We start from the raw sequence: 22,853 nt of genomic DNA, 5'->3' as shown, positions 1-22,853 counted from the left end.
GCCGTGAGACGCCCAGTCGCCGTAGGTGGCTGGGCTTCTTCCAGGGACACGGTCGGCGGCAGTGCCCCTTCCCGCCGTGACGGCCGCTGCGACAATGGCGTCCATGGGTCCCCATCCCGCTGTCGCCGACGTGCGGCGAGCCGTCCGTGAGGCGTTGAGCGATCTCGCCGCCGGCGACCTCGTGCTCGTGGCCTGCAGCGGCGGGGCCGACTCCCTAGCCCTCGCGGCCGCGCTGGAGTTCGTGGCGCCGCGCGCCGGGCTGCGGTCCGGCCTCCTGACCGTCGACCACCAGCTCCAGGAGGGCTCCGCCGAGCGCGCGGCCAAGGTCGCCGGGCTCAAAGGCGAGGTGCTCACCGTCGAGGTGGGCACAGCGGGCGGGCCGGAGGCGGCGGCGCGGGACGCGCGCTACCAGGCGCTGGACGAGGCCGCCGTGCGGCTGGGGGCGAAAGCCGTACTGCTCGGGCACACGCGCGACGACCAGGCGGAGACCGTACTCCTGGGGCTCGCGCGGGGGAGCGGCCCGAGGTCGCTGTCCGGAATGGCGGCCGTCGCCGGGCTCTACCGCAGGCCGTTCCTCTGCCTCGGGCGGCGGACGACCGTGGCGGCGTGCGAGGCGCTGGGGCTGGAGCCGTGGGACGACCCGCACAACGCCGACCCCCGCTACACCCGGGTCAGGGTCAGGACGCGGGTCCTTCCTCTGCTCGAAGCTGAACTCGGTCCAGGCGTCGCCGAGGCTCTCGCGCGGACCGCCAGGCTCGCCCGCGACGACGCCGACGCCCTTGACGAGTGGGCGGAAAAGGCCTTCCGGAATTGCGCTCTAAGCGATATCGAGGGGTCCGTGACGCTCGCCGTACAGGAGCTGGAAGCCCTCCCAGCCGCCGTCAGGCGACGGGTCCTGCGCCGCGCCGCCATAGCGGCGGGAGCGCCCTCCGGGGCCCTGTCAGCCACGCACATCGCCGCCGTGGACCGGCTGGTCACGGCCTGGCACGGGCAGAAGACCGCCGACCTGCCCGGGGGTCTCGGCGCCTCTCGGCGGTATGGCACCCTGATATTCGCCATCAGTCCCGCACCGTAAGGAACCCAGGTGGACGCACCCGACATGGGCAAGGACCTCGAGAAGGTCCTCATCCCGCAGGACGAGCTCCAGACCAAGATCAAGGAGCTTGCCGCCCGGATCGACGCAGACTACGCGGGCAAGGACGTGCTGCTCGTCGGGGTGTTGAAGGGGGCCGTCATGGTGATGGCCGACCTCGCCAGATACCTGCATCTACCGGTGCAGATGGACTGGATGGCCGTGTCCTCCTACGGCGCGGGCACCAAGTCGTCCGGCGTCGTGCGGGTCCTGAAGGACCTCGACACCGACATCATGGGCAAGCACGTCCTGATCGTCGAGGACATCATCGACTCCGGCCTGACGCTCCACTGGCTGCTGGAGAACCTCAAGTCGCGCAACCCGGCCTCGCTGGAGATCTGCACGGCGCTGCGCAAGCCGGACGCCGTGAAGGTGCCGATCGAGGTGCGCTACGTGGGGTTCGACATCCCCAACGAGTTCGTCATCGGCTACGGGCTCGACTACGCGGAGCGCTACCGGAACCTCCCGTTCATCGGCACGCTCGCCCCGCACGTATATAGCGGCGAATAGTCCGGGAACACCGGGGGACCTGACGTACGTTGGTAGGGCAAGGCCGGTCGGTCTCGCAGTGACCCTGCGCGCCCGTCCGGTGTACCTTCTGACACCAAGGGCATTGCCCTGGGTAGGTAAGAAGGAGCGGTTCAGGACGCCGCGGCTCCGGGTCACACCGGAGTTCCAGGCCATGGTCGGGAAGGGACGGGCCCGCAAGGGGTTCCGCATCGGATGGATCTCAAGCGATTTACACGTGGGCCACTGCTGTGGATCCTGGGCATCGTCGTGCTGCTCCTGCTCGTCACCTCCTTGTGGAGCGGCGACGGCAACTACAAGCAGGCCGACACCTCCACGGTCCTGGCCCAGATCGAAGCAGGCAACTTCAAGAGCGCCAAGATCGTCGACAAGGACCAGCGGATCGAGCTGACCCTGGTCTCGCCGGTCGTGGTCAAGCCTGGTGACCCCGCTGCCACGCTGATCCAGTCCAACTGGGTCACCGGATACGGTTCGCAGCTGACCGACGCGCTCAAGGCGCAGGTCAAGCTCGACAAGACCAAGAGCTTCACCACCGAGGTGCCCCAGGAGAACTTCCTGATCAGCATCCTGGTGAGCTTCCTGCCGATCGTCATCATCGTGCTGATCTTCCTGTTCATCATGAACCAGATGCAGGGTGGCGGCTCCAGGGTGATGCAGTTCGGCAAGTCCAAGGCGAAGCTGATCAGCAAGGACACGCCGAAGACGACGTTCGCCGACGTGGCGGGCGCCGACGAGGCGATCGAGGAGCTCCAGGAGATCAAGGAGTTCTTGCAGGCACCGGCCAAGTTCCAGGCCATCGGTGCCAAGATCCCCAAGGGCGTCCTGCTGTACGGCCCGCCCGGAACGGGCAAGACCCTGCTGGCCCGCGCCGTCGCGGGCGAGGCCGGGGTGCCGTTCTACTCGATCTCCGGCTCCGACTTCGTCGAGATGTTCGTGGGTGTCGGCGCCTCGCGCGTCCGCGACCTGTTCGAGCAGGCCAAGGCGAACGCCCCGGCGATCATCTTCATCGACGAGATCGACGCCGTCGGCCGCCATCGCGGCGCCGGACTGGGCGGCGGTCACGACGAGCGCGAGCAGACGCTCAACCAGCTGCTCGTCGAGATGGACGGCTTCGACGTCAAGGGCGGCGTGATCCTCATCGCCGCGACGAACCGGCCCGACATCCTCGACCCGGCGCTGCTGCGTCCCGGCCGGTTCGACAGGCAGGTCACCGTCGACCGTCCCGACCTCGAGGGCCGCAAGGGCATCCTCAAGGTCCACGGCCGCGGCAAGCCGTTCGCGCCCGACGTCGACCTCGACGTCATCGCCCGCCGTACCCCCGGGTTCACGGGCGCCGACCTGGCCAACGTGATCAACGAGGCGGCGCTGCTCACCGCGCGCGCCGACCAGAAGCTGATCACGATGGAGATCCTCGAAGAGGCGATCGACCGCGTCATGGCAGGGCCCGAGCGCAAGACGCGGGTCATGTCCGACAGGGAGAAGAAGATGATCGCCTACCACGAGGGCGGTCACGCGCTCGTGGCGCACGCGTTGCCCAACAGCGACCCGGTGCACAAGATCACGATCCTCTCCCGCGGCCGCGCCCTCGGTTACACGATGACGCTGCCGATGGAGGACAAGTTCCTCGCCACGCGGTCGGAGATGATGGACCAGCTCGCGATGCTGCTCGGCGGTCGCGCGGCGGAGGAGCTCGTGTTCCACGAGCCCACCACCGGCGCCTCGAACGACATCGAGAAGGCCACCGCCGTCGCCCGCCGCATGGTGACCGAGTACGGCATGAGCGAGCAGCTCGGCGCGCGCAAGTTCGGCACCGGCAACGCCGAGGTCTTCCTCGGCCGCGAGATGGGCCACGAGCGCGACTACTCCGAGAAGATCGCCTCGACGATCGACGAGGAAGTCCGCCGGATGATCGAGACGGCGCACGACCAGGCGTGGGACATCCTGGTCGAATACCGCGACGTGCTCGACAACCTGGTCCTCGAGCTCATGGAGAAGGAGACCCTCTCCCGCCAGCAGGTGGTGGAGATCTTCTCGTCCGTGGTCGTCAAGGAGCACCACCCGTCCTACGCGGGTTACGGCAAGCGCCTGCCGTCCGACCGGCCGCCCATCCTGACTCCCAAGGAGCAGTCGGGCAACGGCTCGGTCGACTCGGGCGTCTCGACCGGGGACCATGCGTGAAGTACGACAACGTCGACCTCGGGCGTATCGAGAAGGCCGTCCGCGAGATCCTCTACGCCATCGGCGAGGACCCCGACCGCGACGGCCTGCTCGACACCCCGTCCCGGGTCGCGAGGGCCTACGCCGAGCAGTTCTCCGGGCTCACGCAGACGCCTGAGGACGTGCTGACGAAGGTCTTCGACGTCGACCACGACGAGATGGTGCTCGTGCGCGACATCGAGGTCTACTCGACGTGCGAGCACCACCTGGTGCCCTTCCACGGGGTGGCCCACGTGGGCTACATCCCCAACGAGAAGGGGCAGGTGACGGGGCTGTCCAAGCTGGCCAGGCTCGTCGACGTGTTCGCCCGGCGGCCGCAGGTGCAGGAGCGGATGACGTCGCAGATCGCGGACGCGCTCATGCGGGTGCTGGAGCCGCGCGGGGTGATCGTGGTGATCGAGGCCGAGCATCTGTGCATGACGATGCGCGGGGTACGCAAGCCTGGGGCCAAGACACTGACGTCGGCGGTGCGCGGCGACTTCCGCAACAGCGACAAGACCCGCGCGGAAGCGATGTCCTTGATCATCGGTCGCTAGTTTCTGTTTCTCTCCTTGGGCCACGCTCTCCGAGCGTGGCCTTTTGAGGTCTTTGAGGTTGGTACGGCGGAGCCGTGGGACGCGCCACCCGCCGCACGCCGCATCCTTACCATCTCGGGGCAGGACGGGCGATGTTGCGGCGGCGCGCTTGCGCCGCTGGAGTGGCGTGGACCGACAGGGCCCAGCCATGGTCGGCGAGTAGTGCGTTCCACGGCTCCGCCGTACGAACAAGGGGTTGTCGTTCATAAGCAATCGGGGTTGTCGTCCACAGGTGAGAAGAGCGAAAGATAGTTATCCACAAGTAGGGGGCGGCAGCAAATTGGGGATCGGGTTGCGCCTAGGCTTGGGCGCATGAGGATCGTGCCCGGGCTGCCAGCGCAGGAGCGTTGTCTCGTCATGGGCGTGGTCAACGTCACCCCCGACTCGTTCTCCGACGGCGGCCTCTGGTTCGACGAGGCCACCGCCATCAGGCACGGCCTCGAGCTCGTCGAGGAGGGCGCCGACCTCGTTGACGTCGGCGGCGAGTCCACCCGGCCAGGCGCGGCCCGCGTCTCGCTGGAGGAGGAGCTGGCCAGGGTGGTGCCCGTGATCAGGGCGCTGGCCGGCGAGGGCGTGGCGGTGAGCGTCGACACGATGCGCGCCGAGGTGGCCAAGGCCGCGGTCGAGGCGGGCGCCCTGCTGGTCAACGACGTGAGCGGCGGCCTCGCCGACCCCGTCATGCCGCAGGTCGTGGCCGCCACCGGCGTCCCCTACGTGGTGATGCACTGGCGCGGCCACAGCCATGACATGGACAAGCGAGCCGTCTACGAGGACGTGGTGGCAGAGGTCTGCGAGGAGTTGGCCAAACGGGTCGACTTCGTGCTGGCCGAGGGTGTTTCCGAGAGCCAGATCGTCCTCGATCCCGGCCTCGGGTTCGCCAAACAGACAGAGCACAACTGGCAGTTGCTGGCCGGCATGGACCGGCTGCACGAGCTGGGCCATCCGCTGATCATCGGCGCCTCGCGCAAGAGGTTCCTCGGGCGGACGTTGGCCGACCAGGACGGTACGCCGAGGCCTTTCAGCCGCAGCGACGACGCGACGCTGGCCGTCACGGCGCTCGCCGCGCGCGCGGGGGCATGGTGTGTGCGGGTGCATCGGGTCGGTCCAAACGCGGACGCCGTCCGCGTTGCCGCCGCGTGGAAGCAGGGAGGTGATGGATGAGCGTCGACACCGCAGCGATCGAGACGGTCAACCAGTCGTTCTACACCGCGATCGAAGACGCCGATCTCGACAGGATGACCGAGATCTGGGCTGAGGATTCCGGCGACGACCAGGTGAGCTGCGTGCATCCCGGGTGGTCGCTGCTGACCGGCAGGTCGGAGGTGCTTCGCTCGTGGGCGCTCATCATGGCCAACACCACCTACATCCAGTTCGTGCTGACCGACGTGCAGACCAACGTGCTGGGCGACGTGGCCGTGCTGACCTGCGTGGAGAACATCCTGACCGCGGGCGACGAGGGCGACTCGAGTTTCGCGGCGGGCAAGGTGGTGGCCAGCAACGTCTACCTGCGCACGCCGGGCGGGTGGCGGTTGTGGATGCACCACGGCTCGCCGGTGTTGCAGAGCGACGAGGACGACGAGGAGGAAGGCGAGCTTGACCGCTGACCGGATCATGCTGAAGGGCCTGCGGGCCAGGGGCAGGCACGGCGTGCTCGCCGCCGAGCGGGAGCTCGGGCAGGAGTTCGTGATCGACGCGACGCTGTTCCTCGACACGAGCCAGGCGGCGGCCGCTGACGACGTCACGCAGACGGTGCATTACGGGGAGCTGGCTGAGGCGCTGGTGAAGGTGGTCGAGGGGGAGCCCGTCGACCTCATCGAGACCCTTGTTCACCGGCTGACCGAGGTGTGCTTGGCGCACGAGCTGGTGCAGGAGGCGGAGATCAGCGTCCACAAGCCGGCCGCCCCGATCGCCCTGCCGTTCGACGACGTGATCGTAACGATCAGGCGGAGCCGCGCATGACGGCCGCGCCCACGATCCCCCCAACGACCCGCCGCCCCCACGGCCCACGACCCCACCAGACCTCGCGCGGGACAGCGACCCGCCGGACCTCCCACGGGACAGCGACCCGCCGGATCTCGCGTGAGGCAGAGACTCCTCCGGCCCTCCGTGGGGCGCAGGCCTCTCCGATCTCTCACGAGGAGCGGGGCGACGGGGTCCTTTCCGCCTCCCTCGGGGCGCTGGCTCTTCCAGCCCCCTGTGCGACAAGGGCCCTTCTGGTCACCCGAGGGGCAGAGACCCCTCCAGCCCTTCGTGGGGCGCAGGCCCCTCCGACCTCTTGGAGGGCGCAGGGCGCTGGCGTCCATTCCGCCTCCTGCCTGGCGCTGAGGGGCGGGGAACCTCTGGCCTCGCACGGGGCGTGGATCCTTCCGGCCTTTGGGGGAGCGGCGGGGGTTCACCCGGCAGCCCGCGCGGCTCATCGCGCTGGGGTCCCTTCCGCCTCGCATGGGGCGCAGGGTGTCGGGGGCCATTCCGCCTCCTGCAGTGCGCTTAGGGCTGGAGCCCCTTCGGCCTCGCAGGGACGGCAGGTCCTCCCGGGCTCGCAGGGGGCGTGGGTGCTTCCGGGCTCGCATGGAGTGCGGGTCTTCCTGGCTTTGCGTGGGGAGGCTCGTCTGGTCTTGCGTGGGGTGATGGGGGCTGGGGTCCGTCTGGTGGTCTGGGGAAGGGGAGGTTGGGCGTGAAGGTGGTTCTGGCGCTGGGCAGCAACCTCGGCAGCCGCTTCCAGACGCTCCAAGGGGCCGTCGACACGCTGTTCGACGCGCCAGGTCTGGAGTTCGTGGCTGTCTCGCCCGTCTACGAGACCGACCCCGTCGGTGGCCCCGGCGGGCAGAAGCCGTACCTCAACGCGGTCCTCATCGCCGACTCCTCCCTCGACCCCTACACGTTGCTGGAGCGGGCACAGAGCGTGGAGAACGCGTTCGGCCGCGTGCGCCAGGAGCGCTGGGGTGCGCGCACGCTCGACGTCGACCTCATCGTCGTGGGTGACACGGTCTCCGACGACCCCACGCTGACCCTGCCGCACCCCCGCGTGCACGAGCGGGCGTTCGTGCTGGTGCCGTGGTCCAAGGCCGACCCCGACGGCGAGGTCCCCGGCCACGGCCCGATCGCGACGCTCCTCGCCGGGCTCGACACCCAGGGCGTATGGCTGCGCGACGACCTGAGACTGCAGAGGCCCGAGTGAACCTCGACCGGCTACCTGAGACTGCAGAGGTGCGAGTGGATCTCGACCGGCGACCCGAGGCGGCAGAAGCCCGAGGGAACCCGCCCGTGACTGCGGGGGCCGCCCGAGGGAACCCGCCCGTGACTGCGGGGGCCGCCCGAGGGAACCCGTCCGTCACTGCGGGGGCCGTCCGAGTGGAGCGGGCCCTGCGACTGGGGAGGTCCGAGTGAAGGCGACCCGCCCAGGTCTCCTGGTCGGCATCGTGGTCGTTGTCGCGCTGCTCACCTGGATCCTGGTCAAGCAGTTCTACTCCGAGCTGCCCTACCTCCCCTGGACCGCCATCCCCACGGTCCTGCTGCTGGCCGTCGGCGAGTTCTACAGCGCCGTGATGACCCGAGCCAGGATCGCACGCAAGCCCAACACCAAACCCGTCGAACCGCTGGCAGTCGCCCGGCTGGCCGCGCTGGCCAAGGCGTCCGCCTACGCGGGCGCAGCCTTCGCGGGCATCTTCGGCGGCTTCGCCCTCCACACGGTGCAACTGCTCACCAGGGAGACGCCGCGCTCGGAGTTCTTCATCAGCGCGGGCTCGTTCCTGGCCTTCGTGGTGCTGATCTGCGCCGCGCTCTTCCTCGAACACGCCTGCAAGGTGCCCAAGTCCCCAGATGACGAAAAAGCCTGACACGGTCGTCCTGCTGCACGGCCTGGCGGGCTATGGCGGCGAGTGGACGGCTCTCGCCAACCTGCTCGACCAGCGCACGATCGCCTTCGACCTCCCCGGCCACGGCTCGGCGGAACGCCGTCCAGCCGACGTCACCCACGCAGGCCGCGTGGCCGCCACCGTCGACGTCATCAGGGCGCTGGACGCGGGCCCGGTGGTGCTGGTCGGGCAGTCGCTGGGCGGCATCACCGCCCTCCTGACCGCCGCCGCGCACCCCGAGCTGGTCGAACGCCTGGTGCTGGTGGAGGCGAGCCCCGGACGGCCGGACGATGCGACGCACACGGACATCGAGGAGTGGCTGGCTTCATGGCCGGTGCCGTTCGCGTCGCGGGAGGAGGCGGTGTCCTTCCTGGGCAGCGAGGCCTGGGCCGACGGTCTGTCCGACGACCTGCGCCCGCGCTTCGACCCGGACATCATGGTCGCCATGATCACCGACCACAACCTGCGGCCTTACTGGACGGAGTGGAGCCAGGTACGGTGCCCGATCCTGGTGGTGCTGGGCGAGAAGGGCATCATCCCGGCGGAGGACGTCGCCGAGATGCGCAGGACCCGCCCGGACGCCGAGATCCACGTGGTGCCCGGCGCCGCCCACGACGTCCACCTCGACAACCCCCAGGCCTTGCACACCTTGCTGACCACGTGGCTCAACGGCCCACGCTCAGGTCCACCGCAGGGACGATGACACGACCCGCCCACCCGCGAGGGAGCGGACGCCCCGACCAACGCCCGTGAGGGGGCGGATGCCCGAGCACCGTCCGCGAGGGAGCGGACGCCCCGAGCGCCGTCCGTGAGCGAGCGGATGCCCGAGCGCCCTGGGCGGCCCGCTAGAGGGAGCGGGCGAGCGAGCTTGCGAGTGGCCAAAGCGCTCCTGCTCCAGCGGGCCTCACGCGCAAGGAGCCCAAGCGCGCCCCCTCCAGCCTGACCGCGCGTCCGAGCAGGCGAAGCGCTCGAAGGATGGCGGCGACGGCGCGCTCACCGTCGCGGATCGCGGCGTTGCTGATCCGCTCGTCCTCGGGAGGACCTCGAAACCCGGCTGGTCAGGTCTTGTCCTGTAGTTGCTTCGCGGGAGTGCGACGGCGGCGGCCGAAGAGGTAGATGACGGGCAGGGTGCAGATCAGCGGACCGATGATGGCGAAGGGCCGCTCCAGCCACCACACCAGCGTCGGCCGCGGGTCCGCGGTAGGGAAGCCGACCAACCACCACCAGAACCCCAACGCGATCGCCATCCCCGTCGTGTGGAAGAGGAACAACGGCAGCGCGAACCGGTTGATGGTCTCGTTCACCCGCTTCCACCGCGGCCGTTCCAGCACCCGCTCCATCGTCGGCCGCAACACCTCCACCAGGCCGATCTGGAACAGCAACAACGCCACGATGACGAACGTCGGCGGCGCCATGTTCGACAGCTTGTCGCCGGGCACACCCACCATGGACCCCGGATACAAACCCGAATAGACCAGTCCGAACAGGGCGAACAACCCCGTCCACAGCAGGGCGAAGTCGTACCGCCTGGGCAGGATCACCACCCGGTCGTAGAAGAACCCCGCCTGGTGCGCCAGCCCCCACACCAGGATCATGTTGAGCCACCCCACCCACTCCACGCCGTACCGCAGCCGGATCACGTCCACCACGAGCGCGGCGCCGCCCATCCAGATGAGCGCCAGCACGTCGTAACGCCGGTGCAACCACAGCGCCACAGGCAGGAGAGCGACGAGCATGATGTAGACGGCCATGAACCACAGCGGGCTGAGCACCAGGAGTACGGCCCGGCCGATCCACGGCACGTCGAAGACGAGCCAGATCACCACCCCGATGACCGCCCACACCGCGCACAACGTCAGCGCCGGGATGGCGAGCGCCCTGATGCGCCGCCAGACGAACGCCCCGATCCCCACCCCGCGGTCACAGGCCCGCTCCCACGACAGCAGGTGCACGTGCCCGCCGATGTAGAAGAACAGCGGCAGCACCTGCATCAGCCAGGTGAGGATCCACAGCCCGCTGGTGAAGCCGAGCGGGCTCGTCGGCTCGGGACCGTGCGGCGTCCACTGCAGGATCGTGAACGCCCAGTGCCACACGACGACGGTGATGAGGCTGAGCGCCCGCAGCCAGTCGACGTACTTGTCTCTCTCAGCAGTCACTTGTCGATGTCACCCACGACGAAGAACATGGAGCCCAGGATGGCCACCATGTCGGCCACCACGTGGCCGGGCAGCATCTCGCGCAGCACTTGGACGTTGTTGTACGAGGCGGAGCGCAGCTTCAGCCGCCACGGCGTCTTGTCCCCCTTGGAGACGAGGTAGTAGCCGTTGATGCCGAGCGGGTTCTCCGTCCAGGCGTAGGTGTGCCCCTCGGGGACCTTCAGCACCTTGGGCAGGCGCTGGTTGATCGGGCCCTGCGGCAGCGTGCGCAGCCGGTCGACGCAGGCCTCCGCCAGGTCGAGGGAGACCTTGGCCTGTTCGAGCAGCACCTCGAAACGCGCGTGGCAGTCGCCTGCCGTACGGGTCACGACCTTGACGGGAAGCTCGGGATAGGCGAGGTACGGCTGGTCGCGGCGCAGGTCGAAGTCGACGCCAGAAGCGCGGGCGATGGGTCCGCTCACGCCGTACTGCATGATCGTCTCGCGGTCGAGCACGCCGACGCCGCGCGTGCGGGCGACGAAGATCTCGTTGTGCAGGATGAGGTCCTCGATCGCGGGGATGCGGCGGCGGGTCTCGGCGATCACCTCGGCGACGCGGCCCAGCCATCCGGAGGGAAGCTCCTCCTTGAGCCCGCCGACGCGGTTGAACATGTAGTGCATGCGCCCGCCGGAGATCTCCTCCATGACGCCCTGGATGCGCTCGCGCTCGTTGAAGGCGTAGAAGACGGGCGTGATCGCGCCGAGTTCGAGCGGGTAGGAGCCGAGGAACATCAGGTGGCTGAGGATCCGGTTGAGCTCGGCCAGCAGCGTGCGCGTCCAGACGGCACGGACCGGCACCTCCATGCCCAGCATGCGTTCAGCGGCGAGCACGACGCCCAGCTCGTTGGCGAACCCGGACAGCCAGTCGTGCCGGTTGGCCAGCATGATGATCTGGCGGTAGTCGCGCACCTCGAACAGCTTCTCCGCGCCGCGGTGCATGTAGCCGATGATCGGCTCAGCCGAGGCGATGCGCTCGCCGTCCAGGGTGAGTCGCAGCCGCAGGACGCCGTGTGTCGAGGGGTGTTGCGGGCCGATGTTGAGGATCATGTCCTCGGTGGCCAGCTCCTTCGCGCCTGCTCCGATGCCGACCACGCGTTCCGTCATAGGCCCCATGCTGCCACCGCCCGACCTGGTGATCCAGCGTGGCCGTCGGTCAAGGAACGGTATGGAAGCGCATTCACTGCCTGTAGTGGGGGGAGAGATACGGGTAACGGGGGGAGATATCGCCATGAACAGGGTGTTGTTCGACGTAGCAGCGCTGATCTCACGGGTGACGATCGGCGTCATCTTCGTCGCCCACGGGTGGCAGAAGTGGCAGAACGGGCTGGACGCGACAACCGGGATGTTCACCCAAGCCGGGGTTCCGCAGCCTGAGCTGGCCGCGGGGTTCACCACTGTCGCTGAGACCGTGGGCGGCTCGTTTCTGATCTTGGGACTGCTGACGCGGATCGCGGCGTTGTGCCTGCTCGCCGTGTCCGTGGGCGCGATCGCCTACGTGCACGCCTGGAACGGGCTCTTCATCACCAACAACGGCTGGGAGCTCGTCGGCGCGCTCGCAGCCGCCTGCCTGCTGTTCGTCGCGCTGGGGGCGGGACGGATCAGCATCGACGGGATATTCCGCTCACTGTTCGGCAAGCGCGCCGAGCAGAAGGCCGCAGAGAAGGCCGCAGCGGCCAAGGCGGCCGAGCCCGTCGCCGTCGTGCAGGAGAAGGTCGTCGTCGTCCCAGCACCACAAAAAGCAGAACCAGCAGCGGCACCCGCAGCGCCGCTAAGGCCGGAGCAGGCCGCCAGCGATGCCGCCGTCATGGACGAGGCCGTCAAATCTGCCGTGCAGGAGAAGAAAGCCGCAGCAAGTCAGGAGTGGAGCGAAGAGGACCTCAAGGACATCGACGCCCTCTTCGCCGACGACAAGAAGCCGCCTACCGGCTGACCAGATCCCGAAGCGCCGAGACGAGCCTGTCCACGTGCTCCTCCGTCGTACCGATGCCGATCGAGGCCCGTACGGCGGAGGCCGTGCCGTCCTCGCACCCGCCGTCGGACTCGCCCAGCAGGTGCCTGACGAACGGGTGCGCGCAGAACTTGCCGTCGCGCACCCCGATGCCGTACTCGCCGGACAGCGCCTCGGCGACCTCGCGCGCCGAGTACCCGTCCACGACGAACGACACGATGCCGACCCGCGGGTGATCCGGCCCCCACAGCGAAAGCTCGTGAACACCTTCCACAGCCGCAAGCCCGGAACGTAGCCGCGCCAGCAGCCGCTCCTCCTCGCGCACCAGAACATTCCACCCGGTAGCGCTCAGAGCATCACAGGCAGCGGCCAGCGCGATCGCCCCGAGCACGTTGGGCGTCCCCGCCTCGTGCCGGGGCTCGGCGTCGTCGTGCCACTCGGTGACGTCCGTGACGGACTTGACGGCCCCGCCGCCCTTGAGGTACGGCTCGCCGTCGGACAGCCAGTCACGCCGCCCGATGAGCACCCCCGCGCCGAAGGGGGCGTAGAGCTTGTGCCCGGAGAAGGCCACGTAGTCGAGGTCGAGCGCGGTCAGGTTGAGCCTGCGGTGCGGGACGAGCTGCGCGGCGTCGACCAGGATGCGCGCCCCGTGCCGGTGCGCCACGTGCGCGAGCGCCGCGATCGGCCAGAGCTCGCCGGTGACGTTGGAGGCGGCGGTCACGACCAGCAGCTTGGGCCCGGTGATCTCCGACAGCACGGAGTCCACCTGCCGTACGGCCTCGCCGGGGAATGGGGGTGGCGAGAGCCGTACGGCAGAGGGCCAGGGGAGGAGGGAGGCGTGGTGTTCGGTGTCGAAGACGACGACGGTCGTGCCCTCGGGAAGCGAGCGGGCGAGCAGGTTCGTGGCGTCGGTGGTGTTGCGGGTGAAGATGACCGCGTCGTCGGCGCGGGCGCCGGCGAAGGCGCGCACGGTGTGCCTGGCCTGCTCGTACCTGGCGGTGGTGAGCTGGGAGGCGTAACCGGCGCCGCGGTGGACGCTGGAGTAGGCCGGGAGCGCGGCATTGACGGCGGCGCTGACCGGCTCCAGACAGGGGGCGCTGGCCGCGTAGTCGAGGTTGGCGTACGTGACGAGCTGGCCGCCCTTGACGGGCACTTCGAGGTCGGTGCCGAGCACCGCGGGAATCTCGCGGCTTTCCTGGGAAAAGGAAGTCTTCTGGGCGGGGACCGAGTTGAAGATCGTCAGCGTGGACATGGCAAACCTCCTGGGGTCGTCGGGACCCCTGGAGCAACCCGGAGCCCGCGCTTGCCCGCCACACCTCGTGACGGACCAGGTCTTCACCCGGGGCACCCCGCCGCGGACGCGAGGGTTGCCGGCCAGCAAGCCGGGGCTAAGCGCTGGCACTCATGACCTACGAGCCGAACTATAACCGACACTTGGGGCCTTCTCGCAAGTCGCCGAACTTCCAGGGGCTATCACTCGTTGGTGACCCTGTGACAGGTGTCGACTAGCCGCGGAGGTAGAAAATGCTGGACTGGGTGTCCAACCCTGAGATCTGGATCGGGTTCTTCACCCTGGTCGCACTGGAGATCGTCCTAGGTATCGACAACATCATCTTCATCAGCATCCTGGCCGGGAAACTCCCGCCGGAGCAGCGCGACCGGGCCAGGGTGCTCGGTCTCGGCGCCGCGCTGATCAGCCGGTTGCTGCTGCTGCTCGCGCTGGCGTGGGTGGTGAAGCTGACCGCGCCGCTGTTCGAGGTCTGGGGTCATGAAATTTCGGGACGCGACCTGATCCTGCTCCTGGGCGGGCTCTTCCTGCTCGCCAAGAGCGTCACCGAGATCGGCCACAGCATGGAGCTGAAGGAGGACGAGGGCGGCAAGAACCGCAAGGTCACCTCGTTCACCTCGGTGATCCTGCAGATCATGGTGCTCGACGTCGTCTTCTCGCTGGACTCCGTCATCACGGCCGTCGGCATGGTCGACGAGCTCGGCGTGATGGTCGCCGCGGTGATCGTGGCGGTGCTGGTGATGCTGTTCGCCTCCGGGCCGATCAGCAGGTTCGTCGACGCGCACCCGAGCATCAAGATGCTGGCGCTGTCGTTCCTGGTCCTCATCGGCGTGGTGCTCATCGCCGAGGGCTTCGGCCAGCACATCTCAAAGGGCTACATCTACTTCGCGATGGCGTTCTCGCTGGTCGTGGAGCTGCTCAACATCCGGATGCGCAGCAGGCGCACTAAAGTGGAGTAGTGCGCTTTGACCCGTGGAATCCCGATTTCGTGGCCAACCCCTATGAGGTCTACGCAGACCTGAGGGAACGAGAGCCGGTCAGCTTCTTCGAGCCGACCGGCCAGTGGCTCATCGCCACCCATGCCGACGTGAACGCGCTGCTCAGGGACCGCCGCCTCGGGCGGTCCTACGCGCACGTGGCCACGGACGCGGAGTTCGGCCGCGAGCCCAACCCCGCGTTCCAGGAGCCGTTCTGGCGGGTGATCAACGCGGGCATGCTCGACGTCGAGCCGCCCGTCCACACCCGCCTGCGCCGCCTGGTGTCCAAGGCGTTCACGCCGCGCATGGTCGAGTCGCTGCGCCCGCGGGTGCGCGCGATCGTGGAGGAGCTGGTCGACGCGTTCGTGGCCAAGGGCGGCGGCGACCTGATCGCCGAGGTGGCCGAGCCGCTGCCGGTGACCGTCATCGCCGAGATGCTCGGCATCCCGCCGGAGGATCGCCACCTGCTCAGGCCGTGGTCGGCCGACATCTGCGGGATGTACGAGCTCAACCCCTCGGAGCAGGCCCAGCACACGGCCGTGAGGGCCGCCGACGAGTTCTCCGCCTACCTGCGCGAGCTGGCCAAGCGCCCCTACGGCGACGACCTGATCAGCGCGCTCGCGCAGGTCGAGGGCCTGACGGAGGACGAGCTGGTCGGCACGTGCGTGCTGCTGCTCAACGCGGGCCACGAGGCGACGGTCAACGTCACCGGCAACGGCTGGTGGTCCCTTTTCAGGAACCCCGACCAGCTCGTACGGCTGCGCGACGACCCCGGCCTGCTGCCGACCGCGGTCGAGGAGCTGATGCGCTACGACACCCCGCTGCAGATGTTCGAGCGCTGGGTGCTGGAGGACATCGAGGTCGGCGGCGTCGAGATCAAGCGGGGCACCGAGGTCGGCCTACTGTTCGGCTCGGCCAACCACGACCCGGCCGTCTTCGAGAACCCTCGGGAGCTGGACGTCGGCCGCCAGGACAACCCGCACATCTCCTTCGGCGCGGGCATCCACTTCTGCCTGGGCGCGCCGCTGGCCAGGATCGAGCTGATCGAGTCCTTCGGCACCCTGCTGCGCAAGGCGCCGAAGCTCGAACTCCGCCAGGAGCCCACCTGGAACTCCGGCTACATCATCAGGGGGCTCAGCGCCCTGGAGGTCACGACGTGAGCATCCTGTCGCCGCCGAACAGCCCGGCCGGGTCGTAACGCTTCCTGAGCTGGAGCAGCCGCTCGGCGTACTCGCTGGTGTAGGCCAGCTTGACCTGCTCGGGGCTGGCCACGAAGTTGAACGGCACGCCCCCGGTCGCGGCGTGGGCCACCGCTGCCGACAGCCGGTCACAGAAGGCGAGCGCGTCCGGGGTGGGCGGCGCGCAGACCGCCTCCAGCGCGAACGCCGCGTCGGCGTAGGCCAGGCCGGGGCGGGCGGGCATCCCGGCGCAGTGGCGCAGCAGGGTCAGGATGTACGGCGAGGTCTCCCGCGGCGCGACCTCCACGAGGTGGTCGAGGACGCCGTCGGTGAGCTCGGTGAGCATCTCCCCGCGGATCGTGAAGGGCAGCGGCTGCTCGGGGTCCTGGGTGATCTCGTCGACCCTGGTGAACGGGATGACGCCGGTCATGTCGGCCATCAGCCCGGGAATCGCGCGCAGCGGGGCCAGCAGGGCGTCGACGCCGCTGAAGTCGGGCCCGCAGTGGCACACGCAGACGCGGGCGAACGACTGGCCGCGCATCGGCTCGGGGATCATGGGGAGGTCCGGGACGTGCAGCACGCCCGCCGCCGAGACGAGTTCGATCGGCGCGCTCGCGACCCAGTCGCGGTAGCCGTACAGAACCTCGCGCGTCGACTGGACGGGCCAGTAGAGAGCCCCCGCGTAGATCTGCGCGGCGGGCACGAGCCTGGTGCGCAGCGCCGTCACGACCCCGAAGTTGGGCCCGCCGCCGCGCAGCGCCCAGAGCAGCTCCTCGTCCGCCCAGACCAGCTCACCGTCGCCGGTGACGACATGCGCCTCCATGATGGCGTCCGAGGCGAGGCCGTACTTCCTGCACAGGAAGCCCATGCCGCCGCCGAGGCTGTATCCGGCCACGCCGACGTCGCTGGCCGAGCCGACGAGCGGCGCCAGGCCGTGCGGGAAGGCGGCGTCGATCACCGCGCGCCACTTGGCGCCCGCGCCGACCAGGGCGCTCGAGGTCTCCGGATCGATGAGGACGTCGTTCAGCCTGGCGGTGGAGATGAGCAGCTCGTCGCCGGTGGCCGGGCTGATGGCGCCGTGCCCGGTGCCCTGCACCCGGACGCGCAGGCCGTTGGCGGCCGCGAAGGCGACCGCGTCGCGGACCTGCTCCGCTGACTCGGCCGCCACCACGTAGGCGGGCTGGTGCTCTACAGCGACGTTCCAAGCGGCGCACAGGGCGGCGTAGTCGGCATCGCCCGGCCGTACGAGTCCATCCATGGACCTCAGTGTGGAAGTGCCGGAGATCGTCCTCTACCTGGGAAAAGCACGTACAACAAGCTTCGCGGCGAGTGGTCCGAAAGCCGCGAGAATGAGCACATATGTCGCCGCGAGCGGCCCCAAATCGGGATGCACTCCGGCGGCCACGGCCAGCCCGGCCACCACGATGTTGAACTCACCTCGGGGGATGAGCGAGATCCCCGCCCGCACCCGGCCGGCCCGCGCGATGCCCGCCCTGCGCGCCGCGTAGGCGCCCGTGGCCAGCTTGGTGAGCATGCTGATCACCGCGAGGAGTACGGCCAGCCCGGCGACCGGCCCGATCTTCGTGGGATCGGTCTGCAGGCCGAAGAAGACGAAGAACACCGCGGCGAACAGGTCGCGCAGCGGCGCGAGCAGCGCCCGCGCCTCGTGCGCCAGCTCCCCGGACAGCGCGATGCCCACCAGGAACGCGCCCACGGCGGCCGACACCTGCAACTGCTGGGCGATCCCCGCCACGAGCAGCGCCAGCCCGACGACCTTGAGCAGCAGCACCTCGTTGTTCGGGCTCGACACGAACGCCTCGATGAACCTGCCGAAGCGCAGCGCGACCACGAGGACGACGGTGACCGTACCCAGCGCGACGGCAAGGGTGACGGCCCCGCTTACCAGGCTCACCCCGGCCAGCAGCGCGGTCAGCACCGGCAGGTAGACGGCCATCGCCAGGTCCTCGAAGACCAGCAGGCTCAGCACGACCGGTGTTTCCCGGTTGCCGATCCACCCCAGGTCGGACAGCACCTTGGCGGTGATGCCCGACGAGGTCATGTACGTGACCCCGGCCATCGCCACCGCCGCGACGGGACCCCAGCCGAGCAGCAGCGCGGCGATCGCGCCAGGGGCCGCGTTGAGCACCATGTCGACCAGCCCGGCCCGCGCGTTGCCGCGCAGGCTGGAGACCAGCTCCTTGGCGTTGTACTCCAGGCCCAGCGTGAGCAGCAATAACACCACGCCGATCTCGGCGACGACGGCGATGAAGTCCTCGCTGGTGGCCAGCGGAAGGATGCCGCCCTTGCCGAAGGCCAGTCCTGCGACGAGATAGAGGGGAATGGGGGAGATGCCGACGCGGAGGGCGAGGGCACCGAGCACGCCGAGAGCGAGGATGATCCCGCCGAGCTCGAGGAAGACGATCGCGGTGTGGTGCACTAGCCGTCCGCGAGGATGTCGGCGACTTCTGCGGTGGTCTCCGCGTCGCCGACCACGACGACGACGTCGCCGGCCGCGAAGCGGAAGTCCGGGGTGGGGCTGGCGTTGACCTGGCCGCCGCGCACGACGGCCACGACCGATGCCCCGGTGCGGGTCCTGATCCGCGCGTCCCCCAGCGTCCTCCCGTCGTACGGCGAGCCGTCCAGGATCGGCAGCTGGAGGCTGACCAGCCCCTCGACCTCGCGGTGGAGCGCGTTGAGCCGCTGCACGATGCGCGGAGCGCCGAGGAGCTCGACGAGCGCGTCGGCCTCCTCGTCGTTGAGCTGGATCGCCTCACACGCCCGGTCGGGGTCGGACTGGTCGTAGATGACCAGGTCGCGGCGTCCTGTCCGGTGGGAGACGACGGCGACGCGCCTGCCTCCGTGGGTGGTGAACTCGTGTTTCAGCCCGATGCCCGGCAGCGCCGTCTGTTCGATCTCCACATACCTAACGTATCTGGCACAGCCACCCGAAGCCTCCCAGCCCTGCTGGGTCGATGAGCTCCGCCTCCTCCGACGCGCGGGCCAGCGCCCGCAGATATCCGTGCGGATCGCTGTGCGCGAGATCGATCGGCGGGCGCGCTCCGGTGATGCCCAGCTCGCGCAGCGCGTCGCGCTGTGTGGACAACGTTGTGGATATCGCACCGGCTCTTCTGCCCGCTTCCGCGCACGCGTCGAGGGCCACATGTGCGGTGATATCGCAGGTACCGTCGGGGATGGGCGGTACGACGGACCCATCGCGGTATCCGGTGAGCGTTCCACAGGGCGGCCGGTTATCCACAGGATGTGCATAATCGATGGCGATCGCCCGGCCCCTCGCGAGCCGTACCATCACCGCGGTCCAGGCCGCGTCGCGCGGGCAGCCGATCTCCGCGCGCGAGCCGACGCAGGGGAGCCGCCACCACTGCTCCAGCCACCCCAGCGCGGCGTCGTCGAGCGCGTCGCCCAGCTTCTCACGGCCCGTCTCGGGGTCGACGAGGACCTGGCGCGGGCCGTGCGCGGTCTGCTCGGCCACGTCGAGCGGGATGTTGTCGAGCCACTCGTTGGCGATCGCCAGCCCGACGATGCCCTGTGGGATCGTCGGCCGCCAGACGATCGCCTCCGGCAGGCCGTCCGGCCTGGGGGACAGGTCGACGGCGGTGACCCGCAGGCGCTCGCGCAGCGCCTCGGGCGCCGACTCGTGGACGCGGCGCACCAGGACGCCCTCGCCCGCGCCGATGTCCACCAGGTCGAGCACGGGCGGCACGCCGAGGTCGGCGTCGATCCGCAGGAGCAGCGCCAGGACGGCGTCGGCGAACGCGGACGACGCGCTGACCGAGGTGCGGAAGTGGCCGGACGGGCGTTCGCGCAGATAGAAACCGTCGTCGCCGTAGAGCGCGCGCTCCATTGCCGCGCGCCAGGAGAGCCACATGCCTCGGACTATCTCATGACTCGCCAATGACACGCCGAGTGACTTCATAGCTACTATCTGTCATCGCTTTGCGCTAACGTTACACACTGTCACCGAGTGATCGCCCCGACCCGACCCCCAGCGGGTGCGGTTCGATCCACCGCATTACTGAGAGGAGCCCCCTCATGTTGAAGAAGACCTTCGTCGTGGCCGGCGCGATGGCCATGATGGCGCTGGCCGTTCCCGCCCATGCCGACACCACCAGTGGCGACAGTGGTGTGCTGTCCGGCAACCAGATCTTCGCCCCGATCTCCATTCCGGTGAACGTCTGCGGCAATGCCGTGGCGATTCTCGGCACCGCGATCGCGGGCTGCAAGGGTGGCGCTTCGGTCAACGTGCATCGCTGAAACAAACGAGCCCCGTCAGGCGGCGGAGCCTGACGGGGCCTGTTTCCGGTCGGCCAGTCGGCGGTTGGCCGACCAGTGGTGTGCACCTCCGAGGAGCGCGTCGCATCGTCAATGCGGGCGTCGGGTCCAAATCCGGGACTCGGCGCCCGCTTCCATGCGATGAGATCCTCTCTCCTCTTTTCTTCCGACAGGGGGTGCTCAATTTATATGCCCTTGTCTGTTTTGTCCTTACCTCAACATGCGGCAAAACCCCAGTCACGAGCTTGTGGAGAGCAGACCATTACGCTGGTCGGCAGTGCCATATGGTCGATAGGGACGGGACGACATGGACGCAGGTGATCGCCCGGCACGGCTGGCCGTCGGCGTGCTCGGGGCGGGGAAGGTCGGGTCGGCGCTCGGCGCCGCGCTCGCGCAGGCTGGGCATCGCGTCGTCGCTGCCAGCGGGGTGTCGGACACCTCGCAGCGCTGGGCGTTGGAACGGCTCGGCGTCGAGGTGAGCCGGCCGGACGAGGTCGTGGCCGCCGCACAGCTGGTTCTGCTCACGGTGCCCGACGACGCGCTGCCCGACCTGGTGTCTGGGCTCGCGGCCACCGGGGCCGATCTGCGCGGCAAGCTGCTGGTGCACACCAGTGGCGCGTACGGCCTGGCCGTACTCGAACCGGCTGCCAGGGAAGGGGCCGTGCCGCTCGCCCTGCACCCGGTGATGACCTTCACCGGCAGGGACGACGACCTGACCAGGCTGACCGGCATCTCGTACGGTGTGACCTCGCCGGAGCCGCTGCGCCCGATCGCCGAGGCACTGGTCATCGAGATGGGTGGCGAGCCGGTGTGGATCGCCGACGCCGACCGCGCGCTCTACCACGCGGCGCTCGCCGGGGCGGCCAACCATATGGTGACGCTGATCGCCGAGTCGTCCTCGCTGCTGGCCGGGATCGGCGTGGAGCACCCGGGGCGCATGCTCGGCCCGCTGCTCGGCGCCGCGCTGGACAACGTGCTGCGGCTGGGCATCGCCGGGCTGACCGGCCCGGTCGTCCGCGGTGACGCGCTGACCGTGCGCAAACACGTCGACGCCCTTATCCTGGCCGCGCCCGAGGCGGCGGACGCCTACGTCGCGCTCGCCAGGCTGACGGCCGACCGCGCGCTGGCCGCCGGGCTGCTGAAGCCGGAAGCCGCCGAGCGGCTGCTCGACGCGCTGGGAGGCAACATATGGACGTGATCGTGGCTGAGGACAGGGCTGCGCTGCGCAAGGCGCTGGGGCCTGGCACTGTCGCGCTGGTGCCCACGATGGGGGCGCTGCACGAGGGGCACCGGTCGTTGATGCGGCTGGCGCGGGAGCGGGCCGCACAGGTGGTGGTGAGCATCTTCGTGAACCCGCTGCAGTTCGGGCCTGGCGAGGATTTTTCCCGTTATCCACGGACTTTTGATGCTGATCTGGCGGCTTGTGCTGAGGAAGGGGTGCAGGTCGTCTTCAGTCCGTCGCCTGAGGAGATGTACCAGCCCTCGCGCCAGGTATCGGTTTCGTCCGGACATATGGGGACTCTGGTGGAGGGCGTCTTCCGGCCTGGGCACTTCGACGGGGTGCTCACGGTCGTGGCCAAGCTCTTCAACCTGGTGCAGCCGGATGTGGCGGTGTTCGGGCAGAAGGACGCGCAGCAGCTCGCGCTGATCCGGCGGATGGTGTCCGACCTCGACTTCCCGATCGAGATCGTGGGTGCGCCGACGTTGCGCGAGCCTGACGGGCTGGCGTTGTCTTCGCGGAACCGGTACCTGTCGGCAGCCGATCGTTCCGTGGCGCTCGCCTTGTCGCGTGCGTTGTTCGCCGGGAGTGCGGAGCGTGCGCCCTCCGCCGTGCTTTCCGCGGCGCGCGCAGTGCTTGACGCCGAGCCCGGGGTGGTGCTCGACTACCTGTCGCTGGTGGATCCGGCGACGTTCGAGGAGGTCGACGATCGCTATTACGGGACGGCCGTGCTGGCCGTCGCGGGGCGTGTCGGGACTACGCGGTTGATCGACAACGTTCTCCTTGAGCTGTGAACGTCGTCCTTCGGGACGGCGCTGCCTCTTGCGGAAGGTCTTCATGCTCAGAACCATGCTCACCGCCAAGATCCACCGTGCCACGGTGACGCAGGCGGACCTGCACTACGTGGGGTCGCTGACGATCGACGAGGACCTCATGGACGCGGCCGGGCTGCTGGCCGGGGAGCAGGTCCACGTGGTGGACATCACCAACGGCGCGCGGCTGGTCACGTATGCGATCACAGGGCCGCGCGGGTCGGGCATCATCGGCATCAACGGCGCTGCGGCCCATCTGGTCTCGCCTGGCGACCTGGTCATCATCATCGCGTACGGCCAGCTGACGGACGCGGAGGCGGTGGCTTTTTCGCCGAGCATCGTCCACGTGGACGCCGCGAACCGCATCGTCGACCTCGGCACCGACCCCGCCGCCGCCACCCACGACACCCTCCGAGGCGACGAACTCCACCTCCCCGCCTGACCCTCCCCGTTGGGGGGCCTTTCTGGGCGTGACCCTCAATGGCGACGCGCCCGCGGCGACCACCCGCCCGCGAATGTGGCCCGCCCCAAGGGTGGCGCACCCCAAGGGTGGCGCACCCCAAGGGTGGCGCACCCCAAGGGTGGCGCACCCCAAGGGTGGCGCACCCCTCGGGCGGCGCACCCCGTCGGGGCGACCTGCC

Annotated in this window: 24 protein-coding genes and 1 riboswitch; of the genes, 17 read left to right on the top strand and 7 right to left on the bottom strand. The window is 69.2% G+C overall.

Annotation, left to right across the window (positions count from 1 at the left end; translation table 11 throughout):
- Nucleotides 1-103 precede the first annotated feature (103 nt).
- The 10 genes from tilS to ACIBG8_RS43890 all read left to right on the top strand — a co-directional run bounded on the left by tilS (nucleotide 104) and on the right by ACIBG8_RS43890 (nucleotide 9,009).
- Nucleotides 104-1,075 carry a tRNA lysidine(34) synthetase TilS gene (gene tilS / locus ACIBG8_RS43935; RefSeq protein WP_397349210.1) on the top strand — a complete coding sequence of 324 codons (972 nt, stop codon included), beginning with the start codon at nucleotides 104-106 and terminating at the stop codon, nucleotides 1,073-1,075.
- Nucleotides 1,076-1,084: 9 nt separating this feature from the next.
- A complete protein-coding gene (gene hpt, locus ACIBG8_RS43930; RefSeq protein WP_397349209.1) occupies nucleotides 1,085-1,642 on the top strand; it encodes a hypoxanthine phosphoribosyltransferase in 558 nt (185 codons plus the stop codon).
- Nucleotides 1,643-1,855: 213 nt separating this feature from the next.
- Nucleotides 1,856-3,838: an ATP-dependent zinc metalloprotease FtsH gene (gene ftsH, locus ACIBG8_RS43925; protein ID WP_397349208.1), complete on the top strand. Its 1,983-nt coding sequence runs from the start codon at nucleotides 1,856-1,858 to the stop codon at nucleotides 3,836-3,838.
- The gene (gene folE, locus ACIBG8_RS43920) at nucleotides 3,835-4,413 is read left to right on the top strand and encodes a GTP cyclohydrolase I FolE (RefSeq protein ID WP_397349207.1); all 579 of its coding nucleotides are present in this window, start codon (nucleotides 3,835-3,837) and stop codon (nucleotides 4,411-4,413) included. The genes ftsH and folE overlap by 4 nt, the downstream gene beginning before the upstream one ends.
- 396 nt (nucleotides 4,414-4,809) lie before the next feature.
- The gene (gene folP / locus ACIBG8_RS43915; RefSeq protein WP_397349738.1) at nucleotides 4,810-5,613 is read left to right on the top strand and encodes a dihydropteroate synthase; all 804 of its coding nucleotides are present in this window, start codon (nucleotides 4,810-4,812) and stop codon (nucleotides 5,611-5,613) included.
- Nucleotides 5,610-6,056, top strand: coding sequence for a nuclear transport factor 2 family protein (locus tag ACIBG8_RS43910; protein ID WP_397349206.1), 447 nt, complete (start codon nucleotides 5,610-5,612; stop codon nucleotides 6,054-6,056). The genes folP and ACIBG8_RS43910 overlap by 4 nt, the downstream gene beginning before the upstream one ends.
- Nucleotides 6,046-6,411: a dihydroneopterin aldolase gene (gene folB / locus ACIBG8_RS43905; RefSeq protein WP_397349205.1), complete on the top strand. Its 366-nt coding sequence runs from the start codon at nucleotides 6,046-6,048 to the stop codon at nucleotides 6,409-6,411. The genes ACIBG8_RS43910 and folB overlap by 11 nt, the downstream gene beginning before the upstream one ends.
- Before the next feature lie 715 nt (nucleotides 6,412-7,126).
- Nucleotides 7,127-7,630 (top strand): 2-amino-4-hydroxy-6-hydroxymethyldihydropteridine diphosphokinase, encoded by a 504-nt coding sequence (gene folK / locus ACIBG8_RS43900; RefSeq protein ID WP_397349204.1) that lies wholly within the window; start codon nucleotides 7,127-7,129, stop codon nucleotides 7,628-7,630.
- A gap of 205 nt (nucleotides 7,631-7,835) precedes the next feature.
- Nucleotides 7,836-8,288 (top strand): DUF3180 domain-containing protein, encoded by a 453-nt coding sequence (locus tag ACIBG8_RS43895; protein ID WP_397349203.1) that lies wholly within the window; start codon nucleotides 7,836-7,838, stop codon nucleotides 8,286-8,288.
- Complete coding sequence (locus ACIBG8_RS43890; RefSeq protein ID WP_397349202.1) at nucleotides 8,272-9,009, top strand: alpha/beta fold hydrolase; 738 nt, start codon at nucleotides 8,272-8,274, stop codon at nucleotides 9,007-9,009. Before ACIBG8_RS43895 ends, ACIBG8_RS43890 begins: the two co-directional genes overlap by 17 nt.
- A 355-nt stretch (nucleotides 9,010-9,364) precedes the next feature.
- Here ACIBG8_RS43890 and ACIBG8_RS43885 read toward each other — a convergent pair whose 3' ends face one another.
- Both ACIBG8_RS43885 and ACIBG8_RS43880 read right to left on the bottom strand, forming a co-directional pair.
- Nucleotides 9,365-10,462, bottom strand: a complete 1,098-nt coding sequence (locus tag ACIBG8_RS43885; RefSeq protein WP_397349201.1) for an acyltransferase — start codon at nucleotides 10,460-10,462, stop codon at nucleotides 9,365-9,367.
- Complete coding sequence (locus ACIBG8_RS43880; protein ID WP_397349200.1) at nucleotides 10,459-11,604, bottom strand: NADH-quinone oxidoreductase subunit D; 1,146 nt, start codon at nucleotides 11,602-11,604, stop codon at nucleotides 10,459-10,461. Before ACIBG8_RS43880 ends, ACIBG8_RS43885 begins: the two co-directional genes overlap by 4 nt.
- A 124-nt stretch (nucleotides 11,605-11,728) precedes the next feature.
- Here ACIBG8_RS43880 and ACIBG8_RS43875 point away from each other — a divergent pair, with 124 nt between their 5' ends.
- Nucleotides 11,729-12,430: a DoxX family protein gene (locus ACIBG8_RS43875; RefSeq protein WP_397349199.1), complete on the top strand. Its 702-nt coding sequence runs from the start codon at nucleotides 11,729-11,731 to the stop codon at nucleotides 12,428-12,430.
- On the opposite strand, the gene ACIBG8_RS43870 is transcribed toward ACIBG8_RS43875, so the two are convergent.
- Nucleotides 12,420-13,700, bottom strand: a complete 1,281-nt coding sequence (locus ACIBG8_RS43870; RefSeq protein ID WP_397349198.1) for an aminotransferase class V-fold PLP-dependent enzyme — start codon at nucleotides 13,698-13,700, stop codon at nucleotides 12,420-12,422. The two genes, ACIBG8_RS43875 and ACIBG8_RS43870, sit on opposite strands and share 11 nt — an antisense overlap.
- Nucleotides 13,701-13,742: 42 nt before the next feature.
- Nucleotides 13,743-13,858: riboswitch (SAM riboswitch) on the bottom strand.
- A gap of 114 nt (nucleotides 13,859-13,972) precedes the next feature.
- On the opposite strand from ACIBG8_RS43870, the gene ACIBG8_RS43865 reads away from it, so the two are divergent.
- Both ACIBG8_RS43865 and ACIBG8_RS43860 read left to right on the top strand, forming a co-directional pair.
- Nucleotides 13,973-14,695, top strand: coding sequence for a TerC family protein (locus ACIBG8_RS43865; protein ID WP_397349197.1), 723 nt, complete (start codon nucleotides 13,973-13,975; stop codon nucleotides 14,693-14,695).
- The gene (locus ACIBG8_RS43860; RefSeq protein WP_397349196.1) at nucleotides 14,695-15,873 is read left to right on the top strand and encodes a cytochrome P450; all 1,179 of its coding nucleotides are present in this window, start codon (nucleotides 14,695-14,697) and stop codon (nucleotides 15,871-15,873) included. The genes ACIBG8_RS43865 and ACIBG8_RS43860 overlap by 1 nt, the downstream gene beginning before the upstream one ends.
- On the opposite strand, the gene ACIBG8_RS43855 is transcribed toward ACIBG8_RS43860, so the two are convergent.
- Genes ACIBG8_RS43855 through ACIBG8_RS43840 form a run of 4 tightly spaced genes read right to left on the bottom strand, consistent with a single transcriptional unit; the run spans nucleotide 15,863 to nucleotide 19,777 of the window.
- Nucleotides 15,863-17,149 (bottom strand): FAD-binding oxidoreductase, encoded by a 1,287-nt coding sequence (locus ACIBG8_RS43855; RefSeq protein ID WP_397349195.1) that lies wholly within the window; start codon nucleotides 17,147-17,149, stop codon nucleotides 15,863-15,865. The two genes, ACIBG8_RS43860 and ACIBG8_RS43855, sit on opposite strands and share 11 nt — an antisense overlap.
- Nucleotides 17,150-17,182: 33 nt before the next feature.
- Nucleotides 17,183-18,328: a cation:proton antiporter gene (locus ACIBG8_RS43850; RefSeq protein WP_397349194.1), complete on the bottom strand. Its 1,146-nt coding sequence runs from the start codon at nucleotides 18,326-18,328 to the stop codon at nucleotides 17,183-17,185.
- Complete coding sequence (locus ACIBG8_RS43845) at nucleotides 18,328-18,810, bottom strand: cation:proton antiporter regulatory subunit (RefSeq protein WP_397349193.1); 483 nt, start codon at nucleotides 18,808-18,810, stop codon at nucleotides 18,328-18,330. The genes ACIBG8_RS43850 and ACIBG8_RS43845 overlap by 1 nt, the downstream gene beginning before the upstream one ends.
- A gap of 4 nt (nucleotides 18,811-18,814) precedes the next feature.
- On the bottom strand, nucleotides 18,815-19,777 hold the full coding sequence (locus ACIBG8_RS43840) for an SAM-dependent methyltransferase (RefSeq protein WP_397349191.1): 963 nt from the start codon (nucleotides 19,775-19,777) through the stop codon (nucleotides 18,815-18,817).
- 164 nt (nucleotides 19,778-19,941) lie between these two features.
- Here ACIBG8_RS43840 and ACIBG8_RS43835 point away from each other — a divergent pair, with 164 nt between their 5' ends.
- The 4 genes from ACIBG8_RS43835 (at nucleotide 19,942) to panD (ending at nucleotide 22,654) form a co-directional block, all read left to right on the top strand.
- Complete coding sequence (locus ACIBG8_RS43835; RefSeq protein ID WP_397349190.1) at nucleotides 19,942-20,163, top strand: chaplin family protein; 222 nt, start codon at nucleotides 19,942-19,944, stop codon at nucleotides 20,161-20,163.
- Nucleotides 20,164-20,488: 325 nt separating this feature from the next.
- Nucleotides 20,489-21,379: a Rossmann-like and DUF2520 domain-containing protein gene (locus tag ACIBG8_RS43830; RefSeq protein ID WP_397349189.1), complete on the top strand. Its 891-nt coding sequence runs from the start codon at nucleotides 20,489-20,491 to the stop codon at nucleotides 21,377-21,379.
- Nucleotides 21,370-22,194, top strand: a complete 825-nt coding sequence (gene panC, locus ACIBG8_RS43825; protein WP_397349188.1) for a pantoate--beta-alanine ligase — start codon at nucleotides 21,370-21,372, stop codon at nucleotides 22,192-22,194. Before ACIBG8_RS43830 ends, panC begins: the two co-directional genes overlap by 10 nt.
- 43 nt (nucleotides 22,195-22,237) lie before the next feature.
- Nucleotides 22,238-22,654, top strand: a complete 417-nt coding sequence (panD, locus tag ACIBG8_RS43820; protein WP_397349187.1) for an aspartate 1-decarboxylase — start codon at nucleotides 22,238-22,240, stop codon at nucleotides 22,652-22,654.
- Nucleotides 22,655-22,853: the final 199 nt, after the last annotated feature.

This window comes from Nonomuraea sp. NPDC050556 (assembly GCF_044457355.1).
Taxonomy (GTDB): Bacteria; Actinomycetota; Actinomycetes; order Streptosporangiales; family Streptosporangiaceae; genus Nonomuraea.
This window is presented reverse-complemented; position numbering and strand designations above follow the sequence as displayed.